This is a genomic window from Candidatus Binataceae bacterium (assembly GCA_035308025.1).
Taxonomy (GTDB): domain Bacteria; phylum Desulfobacterota; class Binatia; order Binatales; family Binataceae; genus JAJPHI01.
Window position 1 is genome coordinate 132,682 of the sequence record DATGHL010000030.1, and the last position, 25,273, is coordinate 157,954.

At 62.5% G+C, this 25,273-nt stretch carries 22 protein-coding genes; 15 read left to right on the forward strand and 7 right to left on the reverse strand.

Features of this window, described 5'->3' with window-relative positions:
* Positions 1-7: 7 nt before the first annotated feature.
* A complete protein-coding gene (locus VKS22_09700) occupies positions 8-1,483 on the forward strand; it encodes a dihydrolipoamide acetyltransferase family protein (GenBank protein ID HLW70883.1) in 1,476 nt (491 codons plus the stop codon).
* Between the two features lie 438 nt (positions 1,484-1,921).
* Here the strand turns inward: VKS22_09700 and VKS22_09705 are convergent, their stop codons facing one another.
* Positions 1,922-3,253, reverse strand: coding sequence for a citrate synthase (locus VKS22_09705; protein HLW70884.1), 1,332 nt, complete (start codon positions 3,251-3,253; stop codon positions 1,922-1,924).
* Between the two features lie 226 nt (positions 3,254-3,479).
* Between VKS22_09705 and VKS22_09710 the strand changes: the two genes are divergently transcribed.
* The 4 genes from VKS22_09710 to VKS22_09725 all read left to right on the forward strand — a co-directional run bounded on the left by VKS22_09710 (position 3,480) and on the right by VKS22_09725 (position 7,623).
* On the forward strand, positions 3,480-4,121 hold the full coding sequence (locus VKS22_09710) for a DedA family protein (GenBank protein HLW70885.1): 642 nt from the start codon (positions 3,480-3,482) through the stop codon (positions 4,119-4,121).
* Between the two features lie 32 nt (positions 4,122-4,153).
* Complete coding sequence (locus VKS22_09715; protein ID HLW70886.1) at positions 4,154-5,176, forward strand: LLM class flavin-dependent oxidoreductase; 1,023 nt, start codon at positions 4,154-4,156, stop codon at positions 5,174-5,176.
* 74 nt (positions 5,177-5,250) lie between these two features.
* Positions 5,251-6,441 carry a cobalamin-independent methionine synthase II family protein gene (locus tag VKS22_09720; GenBank protein HLW70887.1) on the forward strand — a complete coding sequence of 397 codons (1,191 nt, stop codon included), beginning with the start codon at positions 5,251-5,253 and terminating at the stop codon, positions 6,439-6,441.
* Between the two features lie 36 nt (positions 6,442-6,477).
* Positions 6,478-7,623, forward strand: coding sequence for a cobalamin-independent methionine synthase II family protein (locus VKS22_09725; protein HLW70888.1), 1,146 nt, complete (start codon positions 6,478-6,480; stop codon positions 7,621-7,623).
* Positions 7,624-7,735: 112 nt separating this feature from the next.
* On the opposite strand, the gene VKS22_09730 is transcribed toward VKS22_09725, so the two are convergent.
* The gene (locus tag VKS22_09730; GenBank protein HLW70889.1) at positions 7,736-9,586 is read right to left on the reverse strand and encodes an alkaline phosphatase family protein; all 1,851 of its coding nucleotides are present in this window, start codon (positions 9,584-9,586) and stop codon (positions 7,736-7,738) included.
* Positions 9,587-9,828: 242 nt separating this feature from the next.
* On the opposite strand from VKS22_09730, the gene smpB reads away from it, so the two are divergent.
* Positions 9,829-10,317, forward strand: coding sequence for an SsrA-binding protein SmpB (smpB, locus tag VKS22_09735; protein ID HLW70890.1), 489 nt, complete (start codon positions 9,829-9,831; stop codon positions 10,315-10,317).
* A gap of 8 nt (positions 10,318-10,325) precedes the next feature.
* On the opposite strand, the gene VKS22_09740 is transcribed toward smpB, so the two are convergent.
* Positions 10,326-11,126 (reverse strand): anti-sigma factor, encoded by an 801-nt coding sequence (locus tag VKS22_09740; protein HLW70891.1) that lies wholly within the window; start codon positions 11,124-11,126, stop codon positions 10,326-10,328.
* 2 nt (positions 11,127-11,128) lie between these two features.
* The gene (locus VKS22_09745) at positions 11,129-11,650 is read right to left on the reverse strand and encodes a sigma-70 family RNA polymerase sigma factor (protein HLW70892.1); all 522 of its coding nucleotides are present in this window, start codon (positions 11,648-11,650) and stop codon (positions 11,129-11,131) included.
* A gap of 221 nt (positions 11,651-11,871) precedes the next feature.
* Between VKS22_09745 and VKS22_09750 the strand changes: the two genes are divergently transcribed.
* Both VKS22_09750 and VKS22_09755 read left to right on the forward strand, forming a co-directional pair.
* Complete coding sequence (locus VKS22_09750) at positions 11,872-12,897, forward strand: metallophosphoesterase (protein HLW70893.1); 1,026 nt, start codon at positions 11,872-11,874, stop codon at positions 12,895-12,897.
* Positions 12,884-13,264: a cupredoxin domain-containing protein gene (locus tag VKS22_09755; GenBank protein HLW70894.1), complete on the forward strand. Its 381-nt coding sequence runs from the start codon at positions 12,884-12,886 to the stop codon at positions 13,262-13,264. The genes VKS22_09750 and VKS22_09755 overlap by 14 nt, the downstream gene beginning before the upstream one ends.
* Positions 13,265-13,337: 73 nt before the next feature.
* Here the strand turns inward: VKS22_09755 and VKS22_09760 are convergent, their stop codons facing one another.
* Together VKS22_09760 and VKS22_09765 are read right to left on the reverse strand one after the other, a co-directional pair.
* Complete coding sequence (locus tag VKS22_09760; GenBank protein ID HLW70895.1) at positions 13,338-13,766, reverse strand: Hsp20/alpha crystallin family protein; 429 nt, start codon at positions 13,764-13,766, stop codon at positions 13,338-13,340.
* A gap of 152 nt (positions 13,767-13,918) precedes the next feature.
* Positions 13,919-14,131, reverse strand: a complete 213-nt coding sequence (locus VKS22_09765) for a hypothetical protein (GenBank protein HLW70896.1) — start codon at positions 14,129-14,131, stop codon at positions 13,919-13,921.
* Here VKS22_09765 and VKS22_09770 point away from each other — a divergent pair.
* Entirely contained in the window at positions 14,131-14,904 is a 774-nt protein-coding gene (locus tag VKS22_09770; GenBank protein ID HLW70897.1) for a methyltransferase, read from the forward strand. The two genes, VKS22_09765 and VKS22_09770, sit on opposite strands and share 1 nt — an antisense overlap.
* Positions 14,905-14,910: 6 nt before the next feature.
* Here the strand turns inward: VKS22_09770 and VKS22_09775 are convergent, their stop codons facing one another.
* Positions 14,911-15,771, reverse strand: a complete 861-nt coding sequence (locus VKS22_09775) for an alpha/beta hydrolase (GenBank protein ID HLW70898.1) — start codon at positions 15,769-15,771, stop codon at positions 14,911-14,913.
* Positions 15,772-15,881: 110 nt separating this feature from the next.
* On the opposite strand from VKS22_09775, the gene VKS22_09780 reads away from it, so the two are divergent.
* The 6 genes from VKS22_09780 to ybeY all read left to right on the forward strand — a co-directional run bounded on the left by VKS22_09780 (position 15,882) and on the right by ybeY (position 25,263).
* Positions 15,882-18,359, forward strand: coding sequence for a glycosyltransferase (locus VKS22_09780; protein HLW70899.1), 2,478 nt, complete (start codon positions 15,882-15,884; stop codon positions 18,357-18,359).
* Positions 18,356-20,134 (forward strand): ABC transporter ATP-binding protein, encoded by a 1,779-nt coding sequence (locus VKS22_09785; protein ID HLW70900.1) that lies wholly within the window; start codon positions 18,356-18,358, stop codon positions 20,132-20,134. Before VKS22_09780 ends, VKS22_09785 begins: the two co-directional genes overlap by 4 nt.
* Positions 20,135-20,202: 68 nt before the next feature.
* A complete protein-coding gene (coaE, locus tag VKS22_09790) occupies positions 20,203-20,847 on the forward strand; it encodes a dephospho-CoA kinase (protein HLW70901.1) in 645 nt (214 codons plus the stop codon).
* 45 nt (positions 20,848-20,892) lie between these two features.
* Positions 20,893-23,592, forward strand: a complete 2,700-nt coding sequence (gene alaS / locus VKS22_09795) for an alanine--tRNA ligase (GenBank protein HLW70902.1) — start codon at positions 20,893-20,895, stop codon at positions 23,590-23,592.
* A 62-nt stretch (positions 23,593-23,654) separates the two neighbouring features.
* Positions 23,655-24,719 carry a PhoH family protein gene (locus VKS22_09800; GenBank protein HLW70903.1) on the forward strand — a complete coding sequence of 355 codons (1,065 nt, stop codon included), beginning with the start codon at positions 23,655-23,657 and terminating at the stop codon, positions 24,717-24,719.
* A gap of 1 nt (position 24,720) precedes the next feature.
* A complete protein-coding gene (gene ybeY / locus VKS22_09805) occupies positions 24,721-25,263 on the forward strand; it encodes an rRNA maturation RNase YbeY (protein HLW70904.1) in 543 nt (180 codons plus the stop codon).
* The last annotated feature ends 10 nt before the right edge of the window (positions 25,264-25,273 follow it).

The window sequence follows — 25,273 nt, forward strand, 5'->3', positions numbered from 1 at the left end:
GAACCCTATGAGTCTCGAAGTCACAATGCCCCAGATGGGCGAGAGCGTCGTTGAAGGCACGGTCACGAAGTGGCTGGTCAAGGTCGGCGATCAGGTCAAGGAGGATCAGCCGCTGTGCGAAATTTCGACCGACAAGGTCGATACCGAGATTCCCTCGCCGGGTGCCGGAGTCATCACGCAATTGATCGCCATCGAGGGACAAGTCTTGCCGATCGGCGCGCCGCTCGCCCTAATCGACGCAGCCGGGGCGGGGACGGGGACGGCGGCCAGACCCTCGCCTCCAACTTCGCCCCAATCTTCACCGCCGACGCGGCCGGTGTCGCGGCCTGTGGCGGCCGTGGCGCCGCCCGCGCCGCGGCGACTTCAGGCTGTGCCCGCGGCAGCGCTCGCGAGCGCCGAGGCCTCCGCGCCCGCACGAACTCTTAACGCTCCGCACCAAGCAAGTTTGGGCGCTCCGCAAGCAATGGAAGGCGCGCCCGTCGTCGCCTCGGCGCCGCGCCGCTATTCACCGGTCGTGCTCAAGATGGCCGAGGAGCAGGCGATCGATCTGAGCCTCGTCCCCGGGACTGGAATCGGCGGACGGGTCAGCAAGCGCGATGTCGAGCGTTACCTCGAAGCCCTGCGCAGCGGCCGCGCGCCGGTGTCGCAAACTAACGGCGTAGCAGCCCATCCCGTCTCGAATGAGCCGACGCCAACCGGCGCGCCTGCACCGAGCGCGGCGGCTCCCGTCGCGACGCCGGCTCACGGGCCCACCTTCCGCCCGCCGGTCTATCAACCGCGCGAGGGCGATATGGTCGAGCCGTTTACCCGCCGCCGCAAGCTCATCGCCGAGCACATGGTCTATTCCAAGACCCATTCGCCGCACGTCGGTACGGTCGCGGAGGTTGATCTGACGCGGCTGTCCGCGCTGCGCGAAAAGCACAAGAAGGATTTTCAGAGTCGCGAAGGCTTTTCACTGACGCTGCTGCCGTTCGCCGCGATGGCGACGATACAGGCGCTCAAGGAATTTCCCCGCATGAACGCGGCCGTCGTCGGCGATTCCGCCGTCATTCGCCGCGACATCAATCTCGGCATCGCGATGGACGCGCCGGACGGCCTGCTTGTCCCGGTCATCAAGCAGGCCGATACGTTCACGGTGGTTGGGCTGGCGCGCGAGATGGAACGGTTGCGGCAAAAAGTCGCCGCGAAGAGTATCACGGCCGACGACCTTGGCGGCGGCAGCTTCACTTTGTCGAACCCCGGACGCGAAGGCAATCTCTACGGCTTCGCGATTATCAATCAGCCGCAAGTCGGAATTCTACGGATGGGCGAAGTCAAGAAACGGCCGGTCGTGATCGAGCTCGACGGCGCCGACGCCATCGCGATCCGCACCATGATGTATCTGGCGCTATCATACGACCATCGCGTGATCGACGGCGTGCTCGGCAACCGCTTTCTGTTCCACACCGCGCGGCTGCTCGAGGAAGCGAACTTCGAACTCTAGTGCCGTGTCCCGCAAATAGCTTCCTGAAAACGCTCCGAGGACCAGATGGAGGTGCGGGCTTTGCGGCGATGCAGTCATTGATGATCCCGGGTCCTTCGACTCGCGCAGCGCTCGCTCAGGATGACACAGAAAGACCGCGGTCGTCCAAGTTATTTGCGGGACAGCACAATAAGTCGCCCGTTGATAGATCCCGGGTCAAAAAGCGCTCCGCAATCTATTGCCGAAGCTCCCGCGGTCGCGCCGCTTCATCTACCGCTCGACGAGTCGCGCCAACTCTGCCGAGTGCTTCCGTAGCAATCGCGGCAAATCGTCCGGCCAACCGTTGAACGTCGGCGAATAGTTAAGACGACCTGTACTTGCGTACCGCCTGCGCAGGCCCCGGCACCATCGCCACGACCGCGGGCGCTGTCAATTTCCAGCGTCAAGCGTGACGAAAACTCAGATCTGATCGCTGACTTTGTCCTCGCGCTGGTCCGGCGCCTCGCGCTGCGACAGGGGCGTCCATTTCCGCAAAACCTCACCGACATAGATCTGGCGCGGGCGCGCGATCTTCTGTTCGGAATCGCGAATCATCTCGGCCCACTGCGCCATCCAACCTGAGGTGCGGGGAATCGCGAACAGCACCGGGAACATGGTCATCGGAAGACCCATCGCCTGGTAGGTCACGCCGGTGTAGAAATCGACGTTGGGATAGAGCCGGCGCGAAACGAAATAGTCGTCTTCCAGCGCGATCCGTTCGAGCTCGAGCGAGATATCGATGAGCGGGTTGCGGCCCATCACGTCGAACACTTCGTAGGCGATACGCTTGACGATCTTGGCCCGCGGATCATAGCTCTTGTACACCCGATGACCGAAGCCCATCAGGCGGCGTTCACCCTTTTTCACGCCCCTGATGAAGTCGGGCACGTTCTTGGGCGAACCGATATCGATCAGCATCCGGATGACGGCTTCATTGGCGCCGCCATGCAGCGGACCATAGAGCGCTGCGGTGGCCGCGGCGACGGCCGAGTAGGGGTCCACCTGCGAACTGCCGACCGCGCGCATCGCGTTAGTCGAGCAATTCTGCTCGTGATCGGCGTGCAGAATAAACAGGATGTCGAGCGCCTTTTCGAGTGTCGGGTTGGGCTTGTAGTTGGTTTCGGTCATGCGAAAGAGCATCGCGAGGAAATTGCCGGTGTAGCTCAGTTCGTTGTCGGGATAGACGTAGGGCAGGCCCCGCGTGTGGCGATAGGCGAAGGCCGCGAGCGTCGGCAGCTTGCCGATCAGGCGGCGCGTCTGCAGGCGGCGCGATTCCAGATCGTTAACCTGCGCGGCCTCGGGATAGAAGGTCGAAAGCGCGCCGATCGTGCCCACCAGCATCCCCATCGGATGGGCGTCGTAGCGGAAGCCCTCCATGAACTTCTTGATGTTCTCATGGACCATCGTATGGGTCTTGATGTTCTGCTCCCACGCCGCGTAGTGCTTGGCGTCAGGCAGCTCGCCCTTGACGATCAGATAGGCGACTTCAAGGTAATTGCTGTGCTCGGCGAGATCCTCGATCGGAAAACCCCGATAGCGCAGGATGCCCTTGTCGCCGTCGATAAAAGTGACGCGACTGCGGCAGGAGGCGGTGTTGGTGAAGGCCGGATCATAGGACATCAGGCCGAAGTCGTCAGGCCCGGTTTTGATATCGCGCAGGGCCGCGGCGCGGATCACGCCGCCGGCCTCGACCGGAACCTCGTAGCTCTTGCCGGTGCGATTGTCGGTAATCGTCAGTGTGTCCTTGGCCATCGATGGGTCCTCCCCGGTTGCGGCGCTTATTGTCAGGCGGCGCGCCGGCAGTTTAAACGTTCAACATACATCCAGATTTCATCAACATATATGCAGTTATATAATTTTTCTCCGCACGATGCAAACGAATGCCGCAGATTTCGCGCAACTCGCATCGGATGCAGCGTGCTGACATTCTACTGCGAACGCAAGGTCAGGCAGATTACCCAAATGCAGGTTACTCTGGATGATTGACAAGCTCATAACCGCAATGTCGGCCTGGATCGTCGGGCTGATCGCGAGCCTCGGCTACGGCGGCGTGCTCATCCTGATGGCGATCGAGAGCGCGTGCATCCCGCTGCCGTCGGAGGTAACGATGCCGTTTGCCGGTTACCTGGTTGCAAGCGGGCGCTTCAATCTGCAATTGGTCGCGCTGGCGGGGGCGAGTGGATGCCTGCTCGGGTCATACGCGGCGTATTACCTCGGCGCGAGCGGCGGCCGCTGGTTCCTCGAGCGTTACGGACGCTACCTGCTGATTGCTCCGCACGAACTCGAAATCGCCGACCGGTTCTTCGCGCGCTGGGGCGGGGCGACGGTTTTCTGGAGCCGTCTACTGCCGGTGGTGCGGACTTTTATCGCGTTCCCGGCGGGCGTCGCGCGGATGCGCCTTTTGCCCTTCACGCTCTACACGCTCGCGGGTTCGTATCTCTGGTGCCTCGCGCTGGCCTACGCCGGGATGGAACTTGGCGCGCACTGGAAGGCGCTTGGACCTTACTTCCATCGCTTCGACGGTGTAATCGGTTTCGCCGTCTTGGTCGGCGCGGCACTCCTGCTGTACAACCGAATCAAACGTTCGCCGCTCGCGCGCGAAACGTCCGCGGCGAAGTAGTCGCGCCTTTATCGCGATATGAGGAGAAGACCATGGATAACGGCAAGCGCAAACTCAGCTTCGGGCTCTGGTATGACTTCCGCAATCCGGTGCAATGGCGGCGCAGTGACAAGGAGATCTACGATGCGATAATCGATCAGGTCGCGTGGGCCGAAACGATCGGGTACGACGACGTCTGGCTGACCGAGCATCATTTCGTCGATGACGGTCACGCCCCCTCACCGCTTATCCTCGCCGCCGCGCTCGCGATGCGCACGAAGAAGATTCGGATCGGCACTTCGGTGCTGCTGCTGCCGCTCTATGATCCAGTGCGCGTAGCCGAGGATGGCGCGACGATCGATCTCTTGTCGGGCGGGCGCTTCGAGTTGGGCGTCGGCGTCGGTTACCGGCGCGAGGAATTCGACGGCCTCGGGATTGCGCATTCGGCGCGCGGCGCCCGCGCCAACGAGGGTCTCGAGATCATTCGGCGGCTGTGGGAGGGCGAAAGCGTCACCTTCAAGAGCAAGCACTTCAACGTCACGAACGCGCGAATCTCGCCGTTGCCGCTGCAGAAGCCGCGTCCGCCGATCTGGGTGGGCGGTTTCGCCAAGGCCTCGGCGCGCCGCGCCGCGCGCCTCGGCGACGGCTATATCGGCACCGGCGACATGCGCGAGATCTATCGGATGTACGTCGAGGAGCTGCGCGTGGCGGGCAAGAATCCCGAGCAAGGGCGAGTCGCCGGCGGCCTCTTCTGGCTGGTCGTCGCCAACGATCCCGAGAAAGCGTGGGCCGCGATCGCGCCGCACGTGCAATTCCAGATCAATGTCTATGCGGACTGGCTCAAGAAAGCCGGACAGGAACTCTTCCCGCCGATGCCCAATCTCGAAGCGCTCAAGGCCAGCGGCATGCTGCAGGTGCTGACGCCCGAAGCCGCGATCAAAACGATCAGCGATTACGCCGCGACAGTACCAATCGAGCGCTTCTACAGCTGGACCATCCCTCCCGGCTTTCCGGTGCGCAATATGGACGAGCACCTCGAACTGATGGCGACCAAGGTCATGCCGCACTTTCGCTAGAACCTTCGCACGGCCTTTGGCGCTGCGAGCGGGAGTGCGCTAAGGTCGGGCGGTCCCGAAAAAGGAGGCCGCCGATGAAGCGCAGCACTGAACGCATCCTGACGACCCATACCGGAAGCCTGCCGCGGCCCGCCGATCTGCTGCCGCTGCTGCGCCAGAAAGATAATGACGAATTGAAGGACGCCGAGGCGCTCGCCGCGAAGGTCAGAAGTGCAGTCATGGCGACCGTGCGCCGCCAGCTCGAGGCCGGGCTCGACATCGTCAACGACGGCGAGATGAGCAAGCCGTCTTACGCCACCTACGTCAAGGACCGGATGAGCGGTTTCGATGGGAGCGAACGAAGCGCACCGATTCGCGGCGCCGACTTTTTGGAGTTCCCGGATTTCGCGCGCGCCAGCGCGGGCGGGATGGGTGCCGCGGGCGTGCACATGAAACGGCCCGCCTGCACCGGACCGATCGCCTATCGCGACCAAGAAGCCTTGCGAGCTGATCTCGAGAATCTCAAAGCCGCTATCGGCAGCGCCCGGGGGGCGGCGGAGTCTGCGACGCGCGGCCAAGGTCCAGCCGAAAGTTTCATGAGCGCGGCCTCACCCGGCGTCGTCAGTTTCTTCCTCAGCAACAAATACTATCCCTCGCACGAAGCTTACCTGCGGGCGATCGCCGAGGCGATCCGGGTCGAATACGAGGCCATCTGCGCCGCGGGCTTCGTGCTCCAGGTCGATTGCCCCGACTTCGCGATGAGCCGCCACGTCCACTATAAGGATTTGAGCCTGGCCGAATTTCGCAAGACGATCGAGCTCCATGTCGACGCGCTCAACCACGCGCTCGCCAACCTGCCGCCGGATCGTGTGCGGGTCCATCTGTGCTGGGGCAACTACCAGGGACCGCATAATCACGACGTGCCGCTGCGCGATATCATCGACATTGTTTTCAAGACTCGGGCGCAGGCGATCTCGTACGAGGCGTCCAATCCGCGCCACGAGCACGAATGGACCGTCTTCAAAAACGTTAAGCTGCCCGACGGCAAAATTCTGATCCCCGGTGTGATCGATTCGGTGACCAACTTCGTTGAGCATCCCGAGGTGGTGGCGCAGCGGATCGGCAATGTCGCGCGCATGGTCGGCCGCGAGAATGTGATTGCCGGCACCGATTGCGGTTTCGGTACGATCGCAGGAGCGTCGGCGGTTGACGGCGAAGTGGCGTGGGCCAAAATGAGGTCGCTGACTGAAGGCGCGCGCCTTGCCTCACAGGAGTTGTGGGGATAGCCCGAATTGACGCATCCAAGGGAAGGAGCCCTTGTCATGAAACGCAGCAGCGAACGCATTCTCACGACTCATACCGGCAGCCTGCCGCGGCCCGACGCCCTGATGCCCCTGATCGAGCAAAAGGATTCAGGCACGCTGCGCGACAAGGCCGCCTTCGACGCGGCGGTGAAGTCCGCCGTCGGCGAGATCGTGCACCAGCAGACCGCGAACGGTGTCGATATCGTCAACGATGGTGAAGTCGACAAACCGTCGTATGCGACCTACCCGAAGGATCGCTTGAGCGGCTTTGGTGGTGTGGTGGAGGATTTTTTCTCGATCGGCGATCTGGTCGATTACCCGGAATACGGCGAGCGTTTTTTTGCCGGCACGACGGTCAGCCGCCTCAAACGGTCCGCCTGTGACGGCCCCGTGGCCTATCGCGATCGCGCCGGACTCGAGACCGAGATCGCCAATTTGAAGGCGGCGGTGGCGCAGGCCAAGCCCGCCGAAGCCTTTATGAGTGCCGCCTCGCCCGGAGTGATCTCGATCTTCCTGCCCAATCGCCACTACAAAACGCACGAGGCCTATCTGACCGCGCTGGCCGACGCGATGAAGGTCGAATACGCGGCGATTCATCAGGCGGGATTCGTTTTGCAAGTCGATTGCCCGGACCTCGCGATGGGCCGCCATATCCAGTTTCCCGACGCCTCGCTGGCGGAGTTCCGCAAGAATATCGAACTGCATGTCGAGACCTTGAATCACGCCCTGAGCGGCATCCCCGAAGATCGCGTCCGGCTCCATTTATGCTGGGGCAACTATGAAGGCCCGCATCATCGCGACGTCCCGCTGCGGGATATTCTGGATATCGTTTTGAAGGCCCACGCTGCTGGAATCTCCTACGAAGCGTCGAACCCGCGTCACGAGCACGAATGGGCGGTCTTCAAGGATGTCAAGCTGCCGGCGGGCAAGGTTTTGATTCCGGGCGTGATCGATTCGGTCAGCAACTTTATCGAGCATCCGGAGCTGGTCGCCCAACGCATCTGCAACGTCGCGCGGCTGGTCGGGCGCGAGAACGTTATCGCCGGGACCGACTGCGGCTTCGCCACGTTCGCCGGCTTTCATACAGTCGATCCGAAAATCACCTGGGCCAAGTTCGCGGCAATGGCGGAGGGCGCGAGACTGGCGTCGAAAGAACTTTGGTGAGAGCCGATTAAACGCGGCGCGCGTCTAGGATACGGTCGCAACAAGAGCGGCGGAGCGCAGCTCCGCCGCTCTTGTCTTTAAGGTCACGCCGCGATGGCGTGACCTTCCTGTCTCAGGATGGGAACCTGAACATGTCCATCAAATCGCCAATCGCGGGTGCATTGGTCGGCGCGTACGAGCCGGCCGCCTGCGTTGGATTCGGCAAGTTGTCGCGGCTCGAAGGAGAGATCGTCGGAACCGCCCAGTTCGCCTCGACAAACTTGGCGAAGGAGACGTGGTCGGCGTACGAATGCGCCATGCCGACGCCCTTAGAGAACGGGGAGACCGCAAGCATCGGGATGCGCGTGCCATCGCCAAACGCATCGATCGGCTGGACGTAACCGGAATCGTAGTAGCCGCCGCCCTCGTCGACCGTGATCAGTATCGCGGTGTCGCCCCACAGCGCCGGGTTGGCCTTAACGTTGTCGATGATCTTTTTCGTGAAGCCCTCGAATAGCTCAAACTTCGAGGACGCCGGATGGCCGTCGAGGTAGCCGTCGGGCTTGACGATCGAGACCGAAGGCAATTTGCCCTTGCGGATGTCTTCATACAGATTCTGGATGTCCTGGTTGTTCGCCCGCAGCCTGGGATTGGTCATGATCTGCGTCGAGTAGAGGAAGGGATCGCAGATGTTGCAAAAGCTGCTCGCCTCGCCGGTCTCGGCGCCCTTCGCCCAGCCCTCGCCGTAGTACTTCCAGGAGATTCCATGCGCCGTCAGCAGCGTACCGATGTTTTTCTGCTGGGTCGGCGGAATCGTGTAATCGGTCGGGCCGAGCGGAGCCGGAGTTCCGTTGCCGAGATAACCAGGATTGTAATTGTTGACCAGGTAATAGGCGCCCTTCGCGCAGTCCCGCCAGGTTTTGTACGGCAGCGAGTTCAAGTAGCTGGTGACTGAGGAAACCCCCGGCTGCGTCGAGTCGGCGCAATTGATATACGAGCCGCCGCCGTAGCCGTCCTGCGTGTAATAGTTATTGGTGCCAGCCTGCGGATCAGGGTTCTCGATCTGGTTGGCCGGCGGGGTGGCGGGATTGCCGTTGCTGTCTGCGTAAAAGACCCCCTGGCCGTAGCCGATCGCGAGGTGATTGGCGCCGGTGCCGCCCTCAATCGCCTGATGATAGTTGTCGCTCAGTGCGTACTGATGAGCCAGGGTATCGAAATAGCTCTCATCGCCAGCCGCGACGTTGTAGAAGCCCATCGCGATCGAGCCTTCGTTGGTGGTCTCGTCGGTAAACGGCACCGGCTGCGGATTGCCGTTGCTGCCGGCGCCGATCGTATCCTCGACCCAAGGGAACAAATCTTCCTGGCAGCCACTGGGGTTAGCCGCCGTCGCTTTGGTGATATCGCAGTCGAGCTGCTGCCACATCTGGAAGAAGCGATGGACCGGGCTGCCCGCGTAATCGTCATACGTAATGAAGTGCGTTATATCGAATGGTCCGTTCGGCAGGTCCTGCGGCGACGCGCCGAAACGGGTATCGATCGAGTGGCTTGGGAGGCCGCTGCCGCCCGTGGTCAATTCCACGTAATCGGCTAATTGGAGCGCGGGTTCGACGGCTTCCGCCGCAGCGACCGTGCTGAACAATGGAGCGGTCGGCGTGCCGTCGGTATTGACGTCGGGCAGGACGCTGTACACCGAGGTCTTGGCCGGGTTGATCGAATACGTGGTGGTGTCGCTCGCCTGCCATTGCTGCGCGAGGCTGAAATTGGGGCCGGGTGAACCGTCCGCGTTCACGATACCTTTGGAGAGCAGATTCGAGACCGTCTGGCCGGCCTTCGGCACGAAGGTGCCGAAAACATGATCAAACGTGCGGTTCTCCCCGATAATCAGCACGACGTGCTTGATTGGCGTGGTGGTGGTGACCGCTTCGGGATTCGCGGGTTTGTCCGCCGAACCGGCATGCGCAGCGCCGGCGGCGAATACGGCCATCGAGGCGCTTGCTGACGCAAGCGCTATCCATAGCCAACTCCTGGTTTTCCTATGCTCCATCGCTGTCCTCCTCCTGTAATTGGGACCCCGCCATAGGTAGCCGAGGAAGGTTGCGCAACGGTGAACGTCGCGCGGACAGTCGGCGAACATTTGGTTGCAGGGGAGTTTCTGCAAGGTTGATTCTGCGTAACCGGCGAGCCGATTGTCTGACCGCACGTCCCGCCGATAGACTCGATCCATAAATGGCGCGCGAAAAAGCCCAACGGCCGTCCGCCGACGGCTACGATCTCATCGTCGATAACCGCAAGGCGCGGCACGACTTCTTTATCGAGGAAGCGCTCGAGGCCGGGATGGCGCTGACCGGCACCGAGGTTAAATCGCTGCGCGGTCATCGGGCCAATTTGCGCGACAGTTATGCGCGGGTCAAAAACGGGGAGATGTTTCTGCACGGCGTGCATATCGGCGCCTACGCGCCGGCAGGCCAATTCAGCCATCAGGAGACCCGGCCGCGGAAACTGTTACTGCATCGGCGCGAGATCGAGAGGCTATGGGGACGCGTGCGCGAACGCGGCTATTCGCTCGTCCCGTTGAAACTCTACTTCAAGAAAGGCCGCGCGAAAGTCGAGATCGGGCTGGCCAAGGGCAAGAAGCTGTACGATAAGCGTGAAGCGATCGCGCGCAAATCGACGGAGCGTGAGATGCAACGCGCCATCAAGACGCGCAGCCGCTAGGCAGGCGCTCAGCCCATCGGCGCAGCGTTAGCAGGCGAAGCGGGCACGATTGGCCGGCGCAAGTCGGCGACGAATTCCTCCAGCTCCTCTTTATTCAGACTCGAAGCCGCCCAATAGGTCATTCCGCCTGCGGTCCAATGCGCGAGGTTATAGCCGTCGTGCGTTTCGAGCGTTACCGGCGTCTCGCCGCCACTTGGTTGCGGCCATACGAAGACGTTGATCACATGCGCCCGGCGCTTATAGACGATCGCCGCCACCGGCCTATTGCCAAGATAATCGAGCCGCCCTCCGACAAGCTTGAAGCCCTGCGGAGTGAGGTCCTCGACGACCGGAGAAAAATCGAGTTTGCCCTCGAACCACGGCTTGACCGTATGCTGATCCGTGGAAATCACGTCAGTCAGATGATCAACCATCAGTGAGCGGACATGGTCGGCTACGACCTCACGCGCGATTTCCTCAGGCCCGGAGCCGCCGGCAAAAAAGCCGCCCTTAAACAGGATGACTATAAGAGCGACGGCCGCAGCCGCCGTGAGCAAGCCCCACTCGACGCGCGGTAAGGAGAAGCGCTGCCGATGAGCGGTGCCGCCACGAGCCTGCGCCATCGCGCGGATCCGATTCTCGAGGCGCGCTGGAGCCTCGTATCGATACGCCCCTTCGCTGATTCCCGCGCTGAGCGCCCGCACGGCCGCCGCCTCCGCGGCGCAGGCCGCGCAGCCGCCCAGGTGCTCCTCGATCTCGAGGCTGCGCGACAAATCGAGCTCACCATCGATATACGGATGGATCAGCACGCGGGCCTCCGCACAGGTCATCGTCACGACTCCTCGCGCGGCGCCATGCTCAGCGTCCGCTGCAGCCGTTTCCGCGCGCGCGCCAGTCGCGACATCACGGTGCCGAGCGGAACGCCGGCCACCTCGGCAATTTCCTTGTAGCTCAGCCCTTCCAGCTCACGCATCACCACGACCTCGCGGAACTCATCGGGGAGTTCGTCGAGCGCCCGATTGATGATCTCGCCGTCGCGGCTGTTGAGCAGAAGTCGCTCGGGGTCGAGGGTTTCGACCGGCGGCGAATGCAGATCCTCGTCGAATTCGGTTTCACGCTCGCGCCGACGATCGTGAGCGAAGCGCGAATAGCAGGTGTTGCGGACGATCTTGAGCAGCCAGACCTTGCCGTCGTTTCCGCGCAGGCCGCCGATAAACCTGAGCGCGCGGAGGCAGGCGTCCTGCACTACATCGTCAGCGTCAGCGTCGTTGCGCATAATCCAGCGCGCCAGATTGTAAGCGGCGTCCAGATGAGGCAACACGGCCTCTTCAAAGCGTTGTTCCTGTCGAGCCAATGGATGCGCTTTCCGGGTCTCATCTGACACCGCCGCATCGATGAGACCTGCTCTGCCGGGTTTTTATTCCCGCTTTCAAAAGTGACCCGCGGGTGGGAATTTATCGCGCTCGCGACGGTATTACCCGATGAAAGCGGTCTGACTTTACGCGCTGCTGAGCCCCAGGAAAAGGGCGCTCCACGCGAACGGACCGGCTGCTCATAGCAACGGAGGGTAACTAGATGAACGAAAAGATCGACCGGCGCGCATTTCTGCGAATCGCCGGAACCACGGTCGGAATCGGTGTACTTTACGAATTCGCGCCTTTTTTGGCGAGCGGCGCGAGAGCCGACCCGATCAGCGAATTCTACAAGCACGCCAACGGCGAAGCTCCGGCGAGCTTCAGCTTCGCGCAATTCAGCGATCCGCACGTCGGTTTCGAGGGGCCACCGGATCCGCTCGGCACCAAGGCCTTCGAAAACGCCGTGTCGCTGATCAACCGGGGTCCCCAGCGTCCCGACTTCGTGTTGTTCACCGGCGATTTGACCCATGACGTCGACGATCGCGATACCCACGCCCGCCGGATGGAATTGTTCAAGTCGATCGCCGGACGCATTAAGACCAACGCCATTCACACGGTCCCGGGCGAGAACGACGCGGCGCTCGACGGCGGCACGCTGTATCGCGAGCATTTCGGCGAAAGCCATTACTCCTTCGACCACAAGGGCGTCCATTTCGTCGCGCTCGACAACGTTTCGCGCGGCCATCCTGAGGTTGGCGCGGAACAGCTCGCCTGGCTCAAGACTGACGTCGCACGCTTTCCGAAGACCGCGCCGATCGTCGTCTTCACTCATCGCCCGCTGTTCGACCTCAAGCCCGAATGGGAATGGTTCACTGCCGATGGCGACGACGTGATGAACGCGCTCGCGCCTTACGAGAACGTCACGGTGCTTTACGGTCACATTCACCGCCACGACGTTCATCAGAGTGGCAAAGTGGGGCACTACGCGGCGCGATCTCTGATTTTCGCCTTCAACGATCCGGCGACTAGCGACGATAAGAAACAGCTTCCGTTCGACAAGGACGATCCCTTCAAGGACCTGGGAATCCGGTTAGTCGGGTCCCAGGGGACCGCCGAGCCGTCCGCGCCACTTGCGATCACGGACGTAGTAATGGCCAAGAATGAGTTTTCGGGCCTTTCGGGAATGCAACAAATGATCAAGGGCAACAATTCAATCGGTGGGAGTTCCTCCAATGATGCTGACTAGAAAATTCGCAGTTATAGGCTTAACGCTGGGCTTGATCTCGTGCGCGGCGACTGTATCCGTTCGCGCCGATGAGACTCCGCAGATCGTGAAGATCAGCGCGAGCAAATATCAGTTCACTCCCGATCACATTACGTTGGTGAAAGGCGAGCCGGTGACCCTCGAACTAACCAGCACCGATCGGACGCATGGCTTTATGATCCGCGCGCTCAAAATCGATTCGACGATCGAACCCGGCAGGACCACGAGCGTTACCGTCACTCCCGATGTCGTCGGGAACTTCAAGGCAATTTGTGATCACTACTGCGGACCCGGCCATGGTGGGATGAAAATGACTGTGGTGGTCGCAGAAAAGACTGCAAGTCGATAGCCGACGCTATGTGCAACAAAAAGGGGCGCGTCGTCAAGACGCGCCCCTTTGTAGTCAAACGATTGCAGCCTGGTTAGTTGACCTGGATTTTGACCGGCTTGGTCTCCGGCCGCTTCTCGACAGTGAGTTCGAGTACGCCGTCCTTATAAGATGCGCTCACCTTGTCGGCACTCGCATCTTCGGGCAGCTCGAAGGCGCGATGGATTCGACCGTAGCCGCGCTCCGCGACATGGACCCGCGCGTCGCTCGCCCATTCGGGACGCTTCCGCTCAGCCGCGATGATCAGGTTGCCATTCTCCACGCGCACATCGAATGAGTCATTCTTGAGACCGGGAATCTCGAAGTAGAAGTGATAGGCATCCTTCTCTTCGACGACATCGGTCGCCGGGCTGATGCGCCGCGGGGTCCCGTTCAATTCCGCCAACCATCCGTTAACTCCGCCGTTCATCCGGTTAAAGAGCCAGCCGTTCGCCGGCAATACGTTTTCGTGTCTAAGTTCCATCTGAATCCTCCGTCGGCTATGCCGATCATTTTTGAATTCAAGCTTGCGACCCGGACGCCCGATTCGTCGCAGCTTCTGCATGAAAGGTAAGTACGGATCGTCCGGCGTCAAGGGGAGCACCCGATCTGATAGTCGCGAAAGCCGGAACGCTACTAAGAGTTACTATCAGCAGGATTGGCGAGCAGGTTCGCCCGTTTGATTTCGGCCGCGAAGCGCCGCGCCATGGCGTGGTCGCCCAGTTGTTCTGCCAGGGCGCGTCCTTCTTCTAGTGCGACAATCGCGCGCGCTATTCTGCTGCGGCCGAGGAGCGCCCCGGCCTTACGAAAGATTTTGGCGTATTTGGCGCCTTTTTCGGCCGCATCCAATGGAATTTGATTCGCGCACGGAAACGTTCGATTCGATCCTAAACGGCGCCGTCTGGCTGGTCCAGCCGCGCGCGGGCTATCGTTTCTCGCTTGACGCGATCCTGCTCGCGAGCTTCGCACATCCGCGCCAACGCGACCGGCTGCTCGATCTCGGCGCCGGATGCGGCGTCATTGCCACGATCGTGGCCATCACCCGGCGGCCGCGCGAGGTCGTCGCGATCGAAATCCAGACCGACCTCGCCGAGCTTGCCCGGCGTAACTTCGCATTTAACCAACTCGCGCACGCAACTGCGATTGCGGCTGATTTGCGCGCGCGCAAGATCGCCGGGGCGGCGCCAGGCTCATTTGATTACGTCGTTGCCAACCCGCCCTATCATGCGCTCCGGAGAGGACGCGAAAGCCCGAATGCAAGCCGCCATGTAGCTCGCGGCGCCGGCGGCGCGAGCATTCGCGATTTCATCGCGGCCGCATCGCGCTACGCAACCGGCAACGGCCGCGTCGCGATGATCTTTCCGGCGAGTCGCTGCGCCGATCTGCTCGTCGAGCTGAGAGCCAAATCGCTCGAGCCCAAGCGACTCAGGTTCGTCCAGCCGTATGCGGAGAGTCCGGCGACCTTGATTATGGTTGAAGCGCGCAAGGGCGCTGGGGTCGAGGGCAAAGTTGCACCGCCGCTGATCGTTTGGCAAAAACCTGGCGTATATACTGACGAAGCCCGCGGCATTCTTGACGACGCTGGCGCGAATCCGTTCGCCAAGGTATGGGGCCGCGTTTGATCAGCGTTAGGCCGCGCTGAAGAACTCAACTGCCAGGCGTGCGATCTCCTCAGGCTGCTCCATCGGCAGCAGATGGCCTCCGCCCGGAATCACTACGATTCGCCTATGCGATGCGCTCTGAGCGATGCGCTCGGCAAATCCGATCCCGGGGCTGTCGCTCTTCTCGCCAAAAACGAGTAACGCCGGTATCTTGTCCGCGAGGATGTGCTGGAGTCCGTCGAAGTCGCGCGCGGTCTGATAGAGCCGGGCTTCGACCTCCGGCGTGCATCTGAGGAGGCGCCTGCCGCCCGCATCCGACCGGGTTCCGTACTCGCAGTAGTCGTGGAGGATGTCCGCGCGCCACGCTGAGTAGCCGGGTTTGCTCGCGAAGTTTGCATACATCGCGGCGAGACTGTCGAACGCGGGCTTGCGCTTGAGCGTGCGCTCGTAAAGCTCGCTCGGACGCTCACGCGGGTCGCTCTTGTCGACAATCACCGGCTCGACCAGTATCGCGCGCGCGATCAGGTCCGGCCGGCGATCGGCGATGGCGGCGATCGCGGTCGCGCCCGCCGAGTGGCCGAACGCTCGCACCCCGCGCAGCCTCATCTGCTCGAGAAAAGCCTCGAGGTCGTCCGCTGTGCGATACCATGAAATCTCTTCGAGCGCCGGCGCATCACTGCCGCCATGCCCGAGCTGATCGTAACTGTAGACCCGGCCGAGCGGGCGGAGCGCCTGCGCAATCGGCCGATAGAGGCGTCCCAGGAATCCGGTCGCATGAAGGATCAGGATCGGCGGACCGTCGCCACCCCAGTCGAGGTACTGCAAGTTTGCGCCATTAACGCGGAGGTATCCGCTCACGGGATCATCCGGAAACTTCTCAATAGCCATCGTGACGTAAATACTAGGAGACGGCTGACGCCGAGCAAACCCGGCTGGTGCCTTATAACTCTGAATAACCTGCGTTGCTTGCCGTGAACCTTTAGGCTTATCTCATCGAGATGAATCGGCTGATAGTGCGCTCCAAATATCTATACGATGGCGAGCAGAAATTCTTCGCGCGCGGCGTCTCCTACGGGCCCTTTACTCCGAATTCACGCGGCGAGCGTTATCCGGAGCCGGAGCGCGCCGCCGCCGACTTCGCGCTGATGCGCGGGCTGGGCGTCAACGTCGTGCGCACCTATGTGCCGCCGCCGCCCTGGATGTTCGAGCTCGCCGCTCGACACGAGTTGCGCATGATGGTCGGGATGCCGTGGCCGTTCCACATGGCGTTTCTCGATTCGCCCGAGATGGCGCGCGACATTCGGCGCACGATCAGCGACGGCGTCCGCACGATGAAAGAGTTTGCAGAGGTGATTTTCGCCTACAGCCTTGGCAACGAAATTCGCTCCGACATCGTGCGTTGGCACGGACCGCGCGCGGTCAATCGGTTTCTGCGCGAACTTTACGACCTCGGCAAGCAAGCCGACCCGCAGGGTCTCTTCACCTACTCGAATTATCCGTCGGCGGAATATCTGGAACTCAACTTTCTCGACCTCGTGTGCTTCAACGTTTATCTCCATCGCGAGACGGACTTCCGTCGCTACCTGACTCATCTGCTCGTGACGACGCAGGATCGCCCGCTGGTCCTGAGCGAGACCGGCATGGACACCCTGCGCGAGGGCGAGGGGCATCAGGCAGAACTTCTGCGCTGGCAGGCGCGGGCGGCCTTCGAGCTGGGACTGTCGGGCTTCATCGTTTTCGCCTTCACCGATGAATGGCACACGGGCGGTGCGGAAATCACCGATTGGGCCTTTGGCCTGGTGACGCGGGAGCGCCAACCGAAGCAGGCGTTCGCCGCGATCGCGCAAGTCTTCGCCGGCGCGTTGCCGCCGCCACTCGCCGCTCTCCCGAAGGCCTCCGTAGTGGTCTGCGCCTACAACGCCGCGGCGACCCTCGCTGCCTGTCTCGAATCACTGAAGCATCTGAATTATCCGGATTACGAAGTTATCGTCGTCGACGACGGCTCGACCGACGCGACCGCGCAAATCGCACAAAGCGCGGGTGCGCGGCTGCTGAAACTCGATCATCGCGGACTGAGCGCGGCGCGCAACGCCGGAATTGCCGCGGCGGATGGACGCATCGTGGCGTTTATTGACGCCGACGCCGAAGCCGATTCCGACTGGTTGTATCATCTCGTCGAGACCATTTTGCGCCGCGACCTGGCCGCGGCGGGCGGTCAGAATTTTCCACCACTTGCCGTCACGGCGACGCAGGCCGCGATCGCGGCGGCGCCGGGTCTGCCGCGCGAGGTTCGCGCCGGCGACGACACGCTCGATCAGGTCTGCGGCTGCAGCATGGCGCTGGACAAAACTCGGCTGGGCGGCGCGGCGCCGTTCGACGACACTTTCAGGACCGCCGGCGATGACGTTGACTTCTCGTGGCGGCTGCGTGAGCGCGGACTGCAACTGGCGTACGCGCCCGCCGCGATCGTGATCCATCGGCGGCGACCGACGATGAGCGCCTATCTGCGTCAGCAGATTGGTTACGGTCAGGCGGAGGCTGTCCTCGCGCGGAAATATCCGAATCGCGGGAGCGCGCAAGTTTACGGCGCCGGCGGGCGGTTCGCGCGATGGTTCGGGGCTGGCGCGCGGGTTTACTACGGCGCGTTCGGCCGCGGCCTCTTCCAGAGCCTCTATCGCGGCGCTGATTTTCCGCTCGCGTTGCAGGCGCCGCTCCATTTTTCCTGGTTGATAATTTCCGCGATACTCTTGCTCCAGGGGCTCCTGGCGCACGACGCTTTGGCGGTCGTTGGCGCGATCGGGCTCGCGGCGATGCTCGCGAGTGCGATCGCGTGGGCCGCCGTCACGCCTATGCCGCGCGGAATGGCGATCGCGGTGCGCATCCGGCTCGCGATGCTCTGCCTTCTGGGTCCGTTGGTGCGTAGCTACGCGCGAGACTTTCGCTATGCTCGCGCGCCCCTGGATATTTCGGCGGATCCGGCGCCCTCCAGGCCCGGATGGAAGAGAAGTGGCAGCGTCGCCTTCGCCCATATCCTCGCCGACCCCAGCGACGAGTTGGCCGTCGAGCAGCTCACCGGGCTGCTCCGCGCCGCTCTGCTCAGACGCGGCGCGACCGTAGCGCTGACGGACGGCTATCAGCCCTACGATCTGCAGGTCCGCACGGCCAACGGCGCCACCGCCGCACTCAACCTGCTCAATGCCCGCGACGGCCGCATCGTTGTCGGATGGAAGCTCGGGGCACAGCCGGCGGTCGCCGCCTGGCGTTTCGGCGTCCTGGTGATCGTCGTCGCCGCGGTTTTCTACTTCAGCGCCGGCCCTTACCTCGCGATTCTCGCAGCAGTTCTTGGCGCAATGGCGATCACCACGCTCTTCGTTCTTGATGCGCGACACCTTCCGCCATTGATCGAGCTCGCGGTGCGTGAGGCGGGAGCAGTTCATGCGGCAGGCTTCGTCCCCGAACGGAACGGCCCTCGATGAAAGAACTCGCGCTTTACCGCGAAGTGTTCCGCCGGATGCGCCCGCATCTGCGCACGCTGCTCGTCGTCATCCTGAGCGTGGGCGCGACCAGTCTGATCGAAGTGGCCAAGCCGTGGCCGCTCAAGATCGTAATCGACAATGTGCTGAAGGGCGTGCCGCTGGCGGCGACGCGCTGGACGCCGTCGCTCGCGGGCGCCCATCTGCTGATCGCCGCCTGCCTCGTGCTGGTCGTGCTTTACCTGACGCTCGGCGTCCTCAACGTGCTCAACAACTACGTTACGATCGCAGTCGGACAGCGGATGGTGAACGAGCTGCGCACGCAGATGTTCGACCGCTTGCAGCGCTTCTCGCTCTCTTTCCATCGCCGGCGCGAAGTCGGCGATCTGATGGTCCGGATCGCGTACGACAGCATGTCGCTGCAGACGATCGCGATGAACGGAATCTTTCCCGTGCTGTCCGCGAGCGTGATGCTGGTTGCAATGTTCGTCGTGATGATCCGCATGGACGCGATCCTCACGCTCGCCGCCCTCGGCGTTGTGCCGATCTTGTTCATCCTGATCGCCGGCGTCAGCCAACGGATCGATCGGCTCGCGAGCGGCGCACGCATCAAGGAGAGCCAGCTCTATACGGTCGCTCATCAGGCGCTCTCCTCGATACACGTCGTGCAGGCCTTCACGCGGGAAAACGAGTCGCTCAACGAGTTCGTGCAATCGAGCCGCGAGAGCCTGGGCGAGTCACTCAAGCTTTACGTCTTTCAGACTATTTACGCCGGCGGCGTTAACGCGCTGATTGCGGTCGGCACCGCGCTGGTCATCTACATTGGCGCGCTGCACGTGCTCAGCGGCGAGCTGACAGTCGGCGACTTGATCGTCTTCACGACCTACCTCGCGTCGCTCTATCTGCCGGTCAACCAGATGTTTCAAACCTACGGCATGATTCAGGGCGCGAAGGCCGGGTTGCGTCGATGCTTCGAGCTGGTCGAGCTCGAACCGGAGATCAAGGACCGGCCGGGCGCCCGCACGCTCCCCCGCGTCCGCGGCGATGTCGAGTTCGATGACGTGGTCTTCGGCTACGAGCGCAGCGCGCCCGTCTTGAAGGGGATCAGTTTCAAGGTGCGCGCCGGGCAGACAGTCGCAATCGTCGGGCCCAGCGGCGCCGGCAAAACCACGATGGCGACCCTGCTGATGCGCTTCTATGAACCTGACCGCGGCGCGATCCGGATCGACGGCGTCGATACGCGCGAGGCCACATTGCGGTCGCTGCGCGGCAATATCGCGATGGTGATCCAGCCGCCGCTGGTGCTGGCGGCGACGATTCGGGCCAATCTCGCGATCGGACGGCCGGACGCGACCGCACGCGAGTTGGAGCAGGCGGCGACCGCGGCGCGGCTCGACGGGCTGATCGCGAAATTGACCGCGGGCCTCGACGAACTCGTCGGCCAGGGCGGCCACAGCTTGTCCGAGGGCGAGGGGCAGCGCGTCACGATCGCGCGGGCGCTGCTCAAGGACGCGCCGATTCTGATCATGGACGAACCCACGAGCGCGCTCGACGCGGAAACCGAAGTCCTGGTGATGGCGGCGGTGCGTGCCGCGATGCGCGAACGCACCACCCTGGTGATCGCCCATCGGCTATCGACGATCCAGAACGCGGATCTGATCCTCGTCCTGCGTGACGGCACGATCGCCGAGCAAGGTACTTTCGAGGAATTGCTCGCGCGCGGCGGCTTTTTCAGCCATCTTTACGACTTGCAGTCGTGGACCCGGCAGGCTGGCTAGGCGGAGCAAAAGGAGCGAGTCTGCGAGCCGTGCTCAGAGAATCGAGCAGTAATCTGAGGGATCAAACCTTGCGACGAGCCGACAGTTTCTATTCCAAGGGCGAGTGGATGCTCACGATCGGACTGACCGGAGGAATCGGGTCGGGTAAGAGCACCGTGACCAAAATTCTCGCCGAACTCGGCGCACCGATTATCGACGCCGACAAGGTCGGTCACACAATCTACGCGCCGGACGGTCCCGCCTATCCGGATATGCTCGCCGCCTTCGGTGAAGGCATCCTCGCGCCGGACCGCACGATCGATCGCAAGAAGCTCGGCCCGATCGTCTTTGCCGACCCGGCCGCGCTGAAGCGGCTCAACGCGATCGTCCATCCGAAGATGTTCGCGCGGATGCGCGAGATGGTCGACGCGATGCGCGCTGCGGGCGAGCGCAAGCCCATCGTGATCGAGGCCGCGGTGCTGATCGAAGCGAATTGGCAGCCGTTGTTTGACGAGATCTGGCTGGTCGTCGCGGCCAAAGAACGCGTGATCGAGCGCGTCGAACTCGAACGCGGACTCAAGCCCGAGCAGACCGAGGCGCGCATCCGCGCCCAGCTCTCCGACGAGGAACGGCGCCGTCACGCTAGCGAGGTCATCAACAACGACGGCACGATCGGGGAGCTTCGGGAGAAAATCGCGAAGCTATGGAAGTCGGCGCTCGCCCAAACCGCTTGAGAGGCGGGATGCACCGGCTGACCGGCATGGCTAGAATAAGCCGGTATGCATTGGACCACCGACCGCATCCGCCAGTCATTTCTGGATTTCTTCAAGGACAAAGGACATGAGATTGTTCCGTCGGCCTCGCTGATCCCGCACGGCGACCCGACCCTGCTCTTCACCAACGCTGGCATGGTCCCCTTCAAGGACTATTTCCTCGGCGTGAGGACGCCCACGTCGAAGCGCGTCGCCGATTGCCAAAAATGCCTGCGCATCTCCGGCAAGCACAACGACCTCGAGGCGGTCGGCCGTGACAGTTACCATCACACGTTTTTCGAGATGCTTGGGAACTGGTCGTTCGGCGACTACTACAAGGAAGAGGCGATCGCGTTCCATTGGGAGCTCGTGACCAAGGTCTGGGGCATCCCCAAGGAGCTGCTCTGGGCGACCGTCTATCAGGACGACGACGAGGCCGAAGCGGCCTGGCTCAAACTTAAAGTATTACCTAAAGATCGTATCCTGCGCTGCGGCGCGAAGGACAATTTTTGGGAGATGGGCGAGACCGGCCCGTGCGGTCCCTGCTCGGAGATTCATATCGATCGCGACGTCGAGGCGGCGAAGTTCTGCACGCACGAGCCGGGTAAGTGCGCGGTCAACGTCGATGGTTGCGCGCGCTTTATCGAGCTCGGCAACCTGGTTTTCATCCAGTACAACCGTGACGCCTCCGGCAAACTGACACCGCTGCCGATGAAGCACGTCGATACCGGCACCGGCCTCGAACGCATCGCGTCTGTATTGCAGAGTCTCGAAACGGGCAAACTCCTCGGCAACTACGAGATTGACTTGTTCCAGGCGATTATTCGACGAATCGAGGAACAAGTTGTTGTCGCTAAGCCCAAACTCGAGAGATTTTCACCGACTCCGATAATTCGGTCGTTCGGGCTCAACGAAAAGGCAGACATTTCGTATAGGGCTATAGCTGACCATGCCCGCGCGATCACCTTTCTGATTGCCGACGGTATCTTTCCCGGCAACACCGATCGTGAATACGTCCTTAGGCGTTTGATTCGCCGCGCCGTGCGTCAGGGCCATACTCTCGAAATTAAGCAGCCATTTTTGAGCGATGTATGCGATGCCGTAATCGAGACAATGGGCGCTGCGTACCCCGAGCTTAGGAAACAAAGCGCAGAAATTAGACGCGCAGTTACGAGCGAGGAAACTCGGTTTCTCGAAACCTTGGACCGCGGACTCTTGCTTCTCGATACCTTTCGCAGCCGCGCTCCCGCTACAGGTGGTAAGCGAGTGCTCCTAGGCGAAGTCGCTTTCAAACTCTACGACACTTACGGGTTTCCCCTCGACCTGACGCAGGACGTTCTGCGCGATGAGAAAGTTGAAGTAGACGTTGAGGGTTTCAATCGCTTGATGGCCGAACAGCGCGAGCGCGGTCGAGCCGCCCGCAAGCAGGAAACCGTCGCGCCCGAAATCACTTCGAGCGACGGCGCGGCCTCGCGTTTCGTCGGCAATCACACCTACGACGCAGACTCCAAAGTTGTGGCGGCGCAGACCGATGGCGACAACGTCACCGTCGTCACCGCCGAGACCCCCTTCTACCCCGAGGGCGGCGGACAGGTCGGCGACCGCGGCGCGATCGCGACAGAATCTGGAGCGTTACTTGAAGTTTTCGACACGCGCAAACAGGACGGCGCGATCCTCCATCTGGGCCGGATAGTTCGCGGTGACGCCCGCGAGTTCGAGCGCGGCCGCCCGGTCAAGCTGACGATCGATCGCGAGCGGCGCGACGCCGCGATGCGCAATCATTCCGCCACCCATCTCCTTCATTACGCGCTGCGCGAAGTCGCCGGCAAGGAAGTCCGTCAGGCCGGTTCATTAGTCGAGCCGGGCCGCCTGCGCTTCGATTTCAGCCATCAGGGGCCGATCGCGGACGGCGACCTGGTCACGATCGAGGAGCTGATCAACGCGCGCATCCGCGACAACGCCGGCGTCACCACCGAGGAGATGGCCTACGACGTCGCGCTCAAGGCCGGCGCGCTCGCCTTCTTTGGCGACAAGTACGGCGACCGCGTCCGCGTCGTGCGGATGGGTGATTTCTCGGTCGAGCTCTGCGGCGGCACGCACGTGAATCGCACCGGAGACATCGGGCTGTTCAAGCTCGACGCCGAATCTGGAGTTGCGGCTGGCGTGCGCCGCATCGAGGCCGCGACCGGCCGTGGCGCGCTCGAAGCGGTGCGCCGGCGCGAGAAGATTCTCGAAGACTTGAGCGGCCGGCTCGGCGCACGCGACGGCGACGCGCTCGAGCGGCTCGAACGCCTGCTCGCGCGCGAGAAGGAACTCGAGAAAAAATTGCGCGCGCTCGAGCAGAAGCTCGTCGCCGGCGACGGCAAGGCCGCGGGCGACGCCGAGCAGGTGCGCGACGCCGGTGGCGTCAAAGTCGTCACGCGCAAGTTCGACGGCGTGGACCCCAAGGCGCTGCGCGACCTCGCCGATCGCCTGCGTCAGAAGCACGGCTCCGCGGTCGTCGCATTGGGCTCGGACCTCGGCGACGACAAGGCCGCCCTGCTCGTCGCGGTGACCAGCGATCTGACCAGCCGGATCAAGGCCGGCGACATCGTCAAGCAGTTAGCGCCAATCATCGGCGGTACCGGCGGCGGTCGCGCGGATTTTGCGCAGGCCGGCGGCCGCGACGCCGCCAGACTCGACGAAGCGCTCGATCGCATTGCCGGGCTCATCCGCGGTGATTCGTAACGCGAGCTTAATTTCGCGCCGGTTAACAGCGCGGGTGAAAACCGCTACGCTTACCGTTCAAGATGGATCGACATAACGGCGTGACGGAAGATATCAATCGGATCAACGGCAGCCTTTCGACTCTATCCTCTGAGGATTCTCTCGAACTTCATTTCGACGATCATCGCCTGTTCACGGAGCTGCTCGGCCAGCAGGACGCCAACCTCCGAACGATCGAGCAGAGCTTCGGCGTGCGGATCGGCGCCAACGGCAGCACGCTCAAGGTCTCCGGCGGACACGAGGAGCAGGCGGTCGCGGGCAAGCTCCTGAGCGAGCTCTACGAACTGCTCAAACGCGGCTATCCGATCTATGCGGGCGACGTCGAATACTCGGCGCGCATCCTGCGGGCCGATCGCAACGCCGACCTGAAGGACATCTTCCTCGACACGGTTTACGTCTCGGCGCACAAACGCGTCATTTCGCCGAAGAGCCTTAATCAAAAAGGCTATATCGACGCGATTCGCACCCACGATATCGTCTTCGGGATTGGTCCCGCCGGCACCGGCAAGACCTATCTCGCGATGGCGATGGCGCTGGCCGCGCTCATGAAAAATCAGGTCACCCGCATGGTGCTCTGCCGGCCCGCGGTCGAAGCCGGCGAGAAGCTCGGCTTTCTCCCGGGCGATCTGGCCGAAAAGGTCAACCCGTATCTGCGTCCGCTTTACGACGCGCTGCACGACATGGTCGATTACGATCGGGCGCGCCGGATGCTCGAGCGCGGCACGATCGAAGTCGCCCCGCTCGCTTTTATGCGCGGGCGCACGCTCAATGATTCGTTCATCATCCTCGACGAGGCGCAGAACACGACCTCCGAGCAGATGAAGATGTTCCTGACGCGGCTGGGCTACGCTTCCAAGGCGGTGATCACCGGGGATATCACCCAGATCGATCTGCCGAGCGGCAAGCTCTCAGGGCTGAAAGAAGCGCGCACCGTGCTCGCCGATACGCCGGGGATCAAGTTCGTTTACTTCAATGAGCGTGACGTGGTGCGCCATCGGCTGGTGCAGGCGATCATCACGGCCTACGAATCCTTCAACGGCGACGGTCCCACGCAAGCCCTCGAAAGCGTCCCCAAACCTCGGACGTGACGTGACGGTAGCTCTGCGATGCGACGCGGCGGACGGTCGCGAGTTCGCCGCGTCATTGCGCGGATCGGCCAAGTCGCTCCTGCGGCTGCTCGATCGTGACCGCGCAGAGCTGTCGATCGTACTCACGACGGACGCGGCGATCCGTCAATTGAACAGCCTGTTTCGCGGCAAGGACTCGCCGACCGACGTGCTCTCGTTTCCGCAACTCGGCGACGGCCAGGGATCGCACGAATGCGGGGAGAACTCGCGCGGGCGCGCAGCGGAAACGCGCGCGGGCGCCGCGGACGCAGGCCCTCCGGTGATTCTTGGCGATGTCGTGATCTCGATCGCGACCGCCTTGCGCCAGGCGCAGGCGATGAGGTTGCCGCCGGAACGCCGTCTGCGCGCCCTGCTAATTCATGGCCTCCTCCATCTGCTCGGGTACGACCACGAGCGTTCTCGGGCCGAGGCGCGGCGCATGTTCGCGCGTGAACGTGAACTCGCAGCGCTGCTCGATTCCCGGCCAGCCCCGCGCCGCTTGCGCTCCGCGACCGTGAGATTGTGAATCGTTAAAG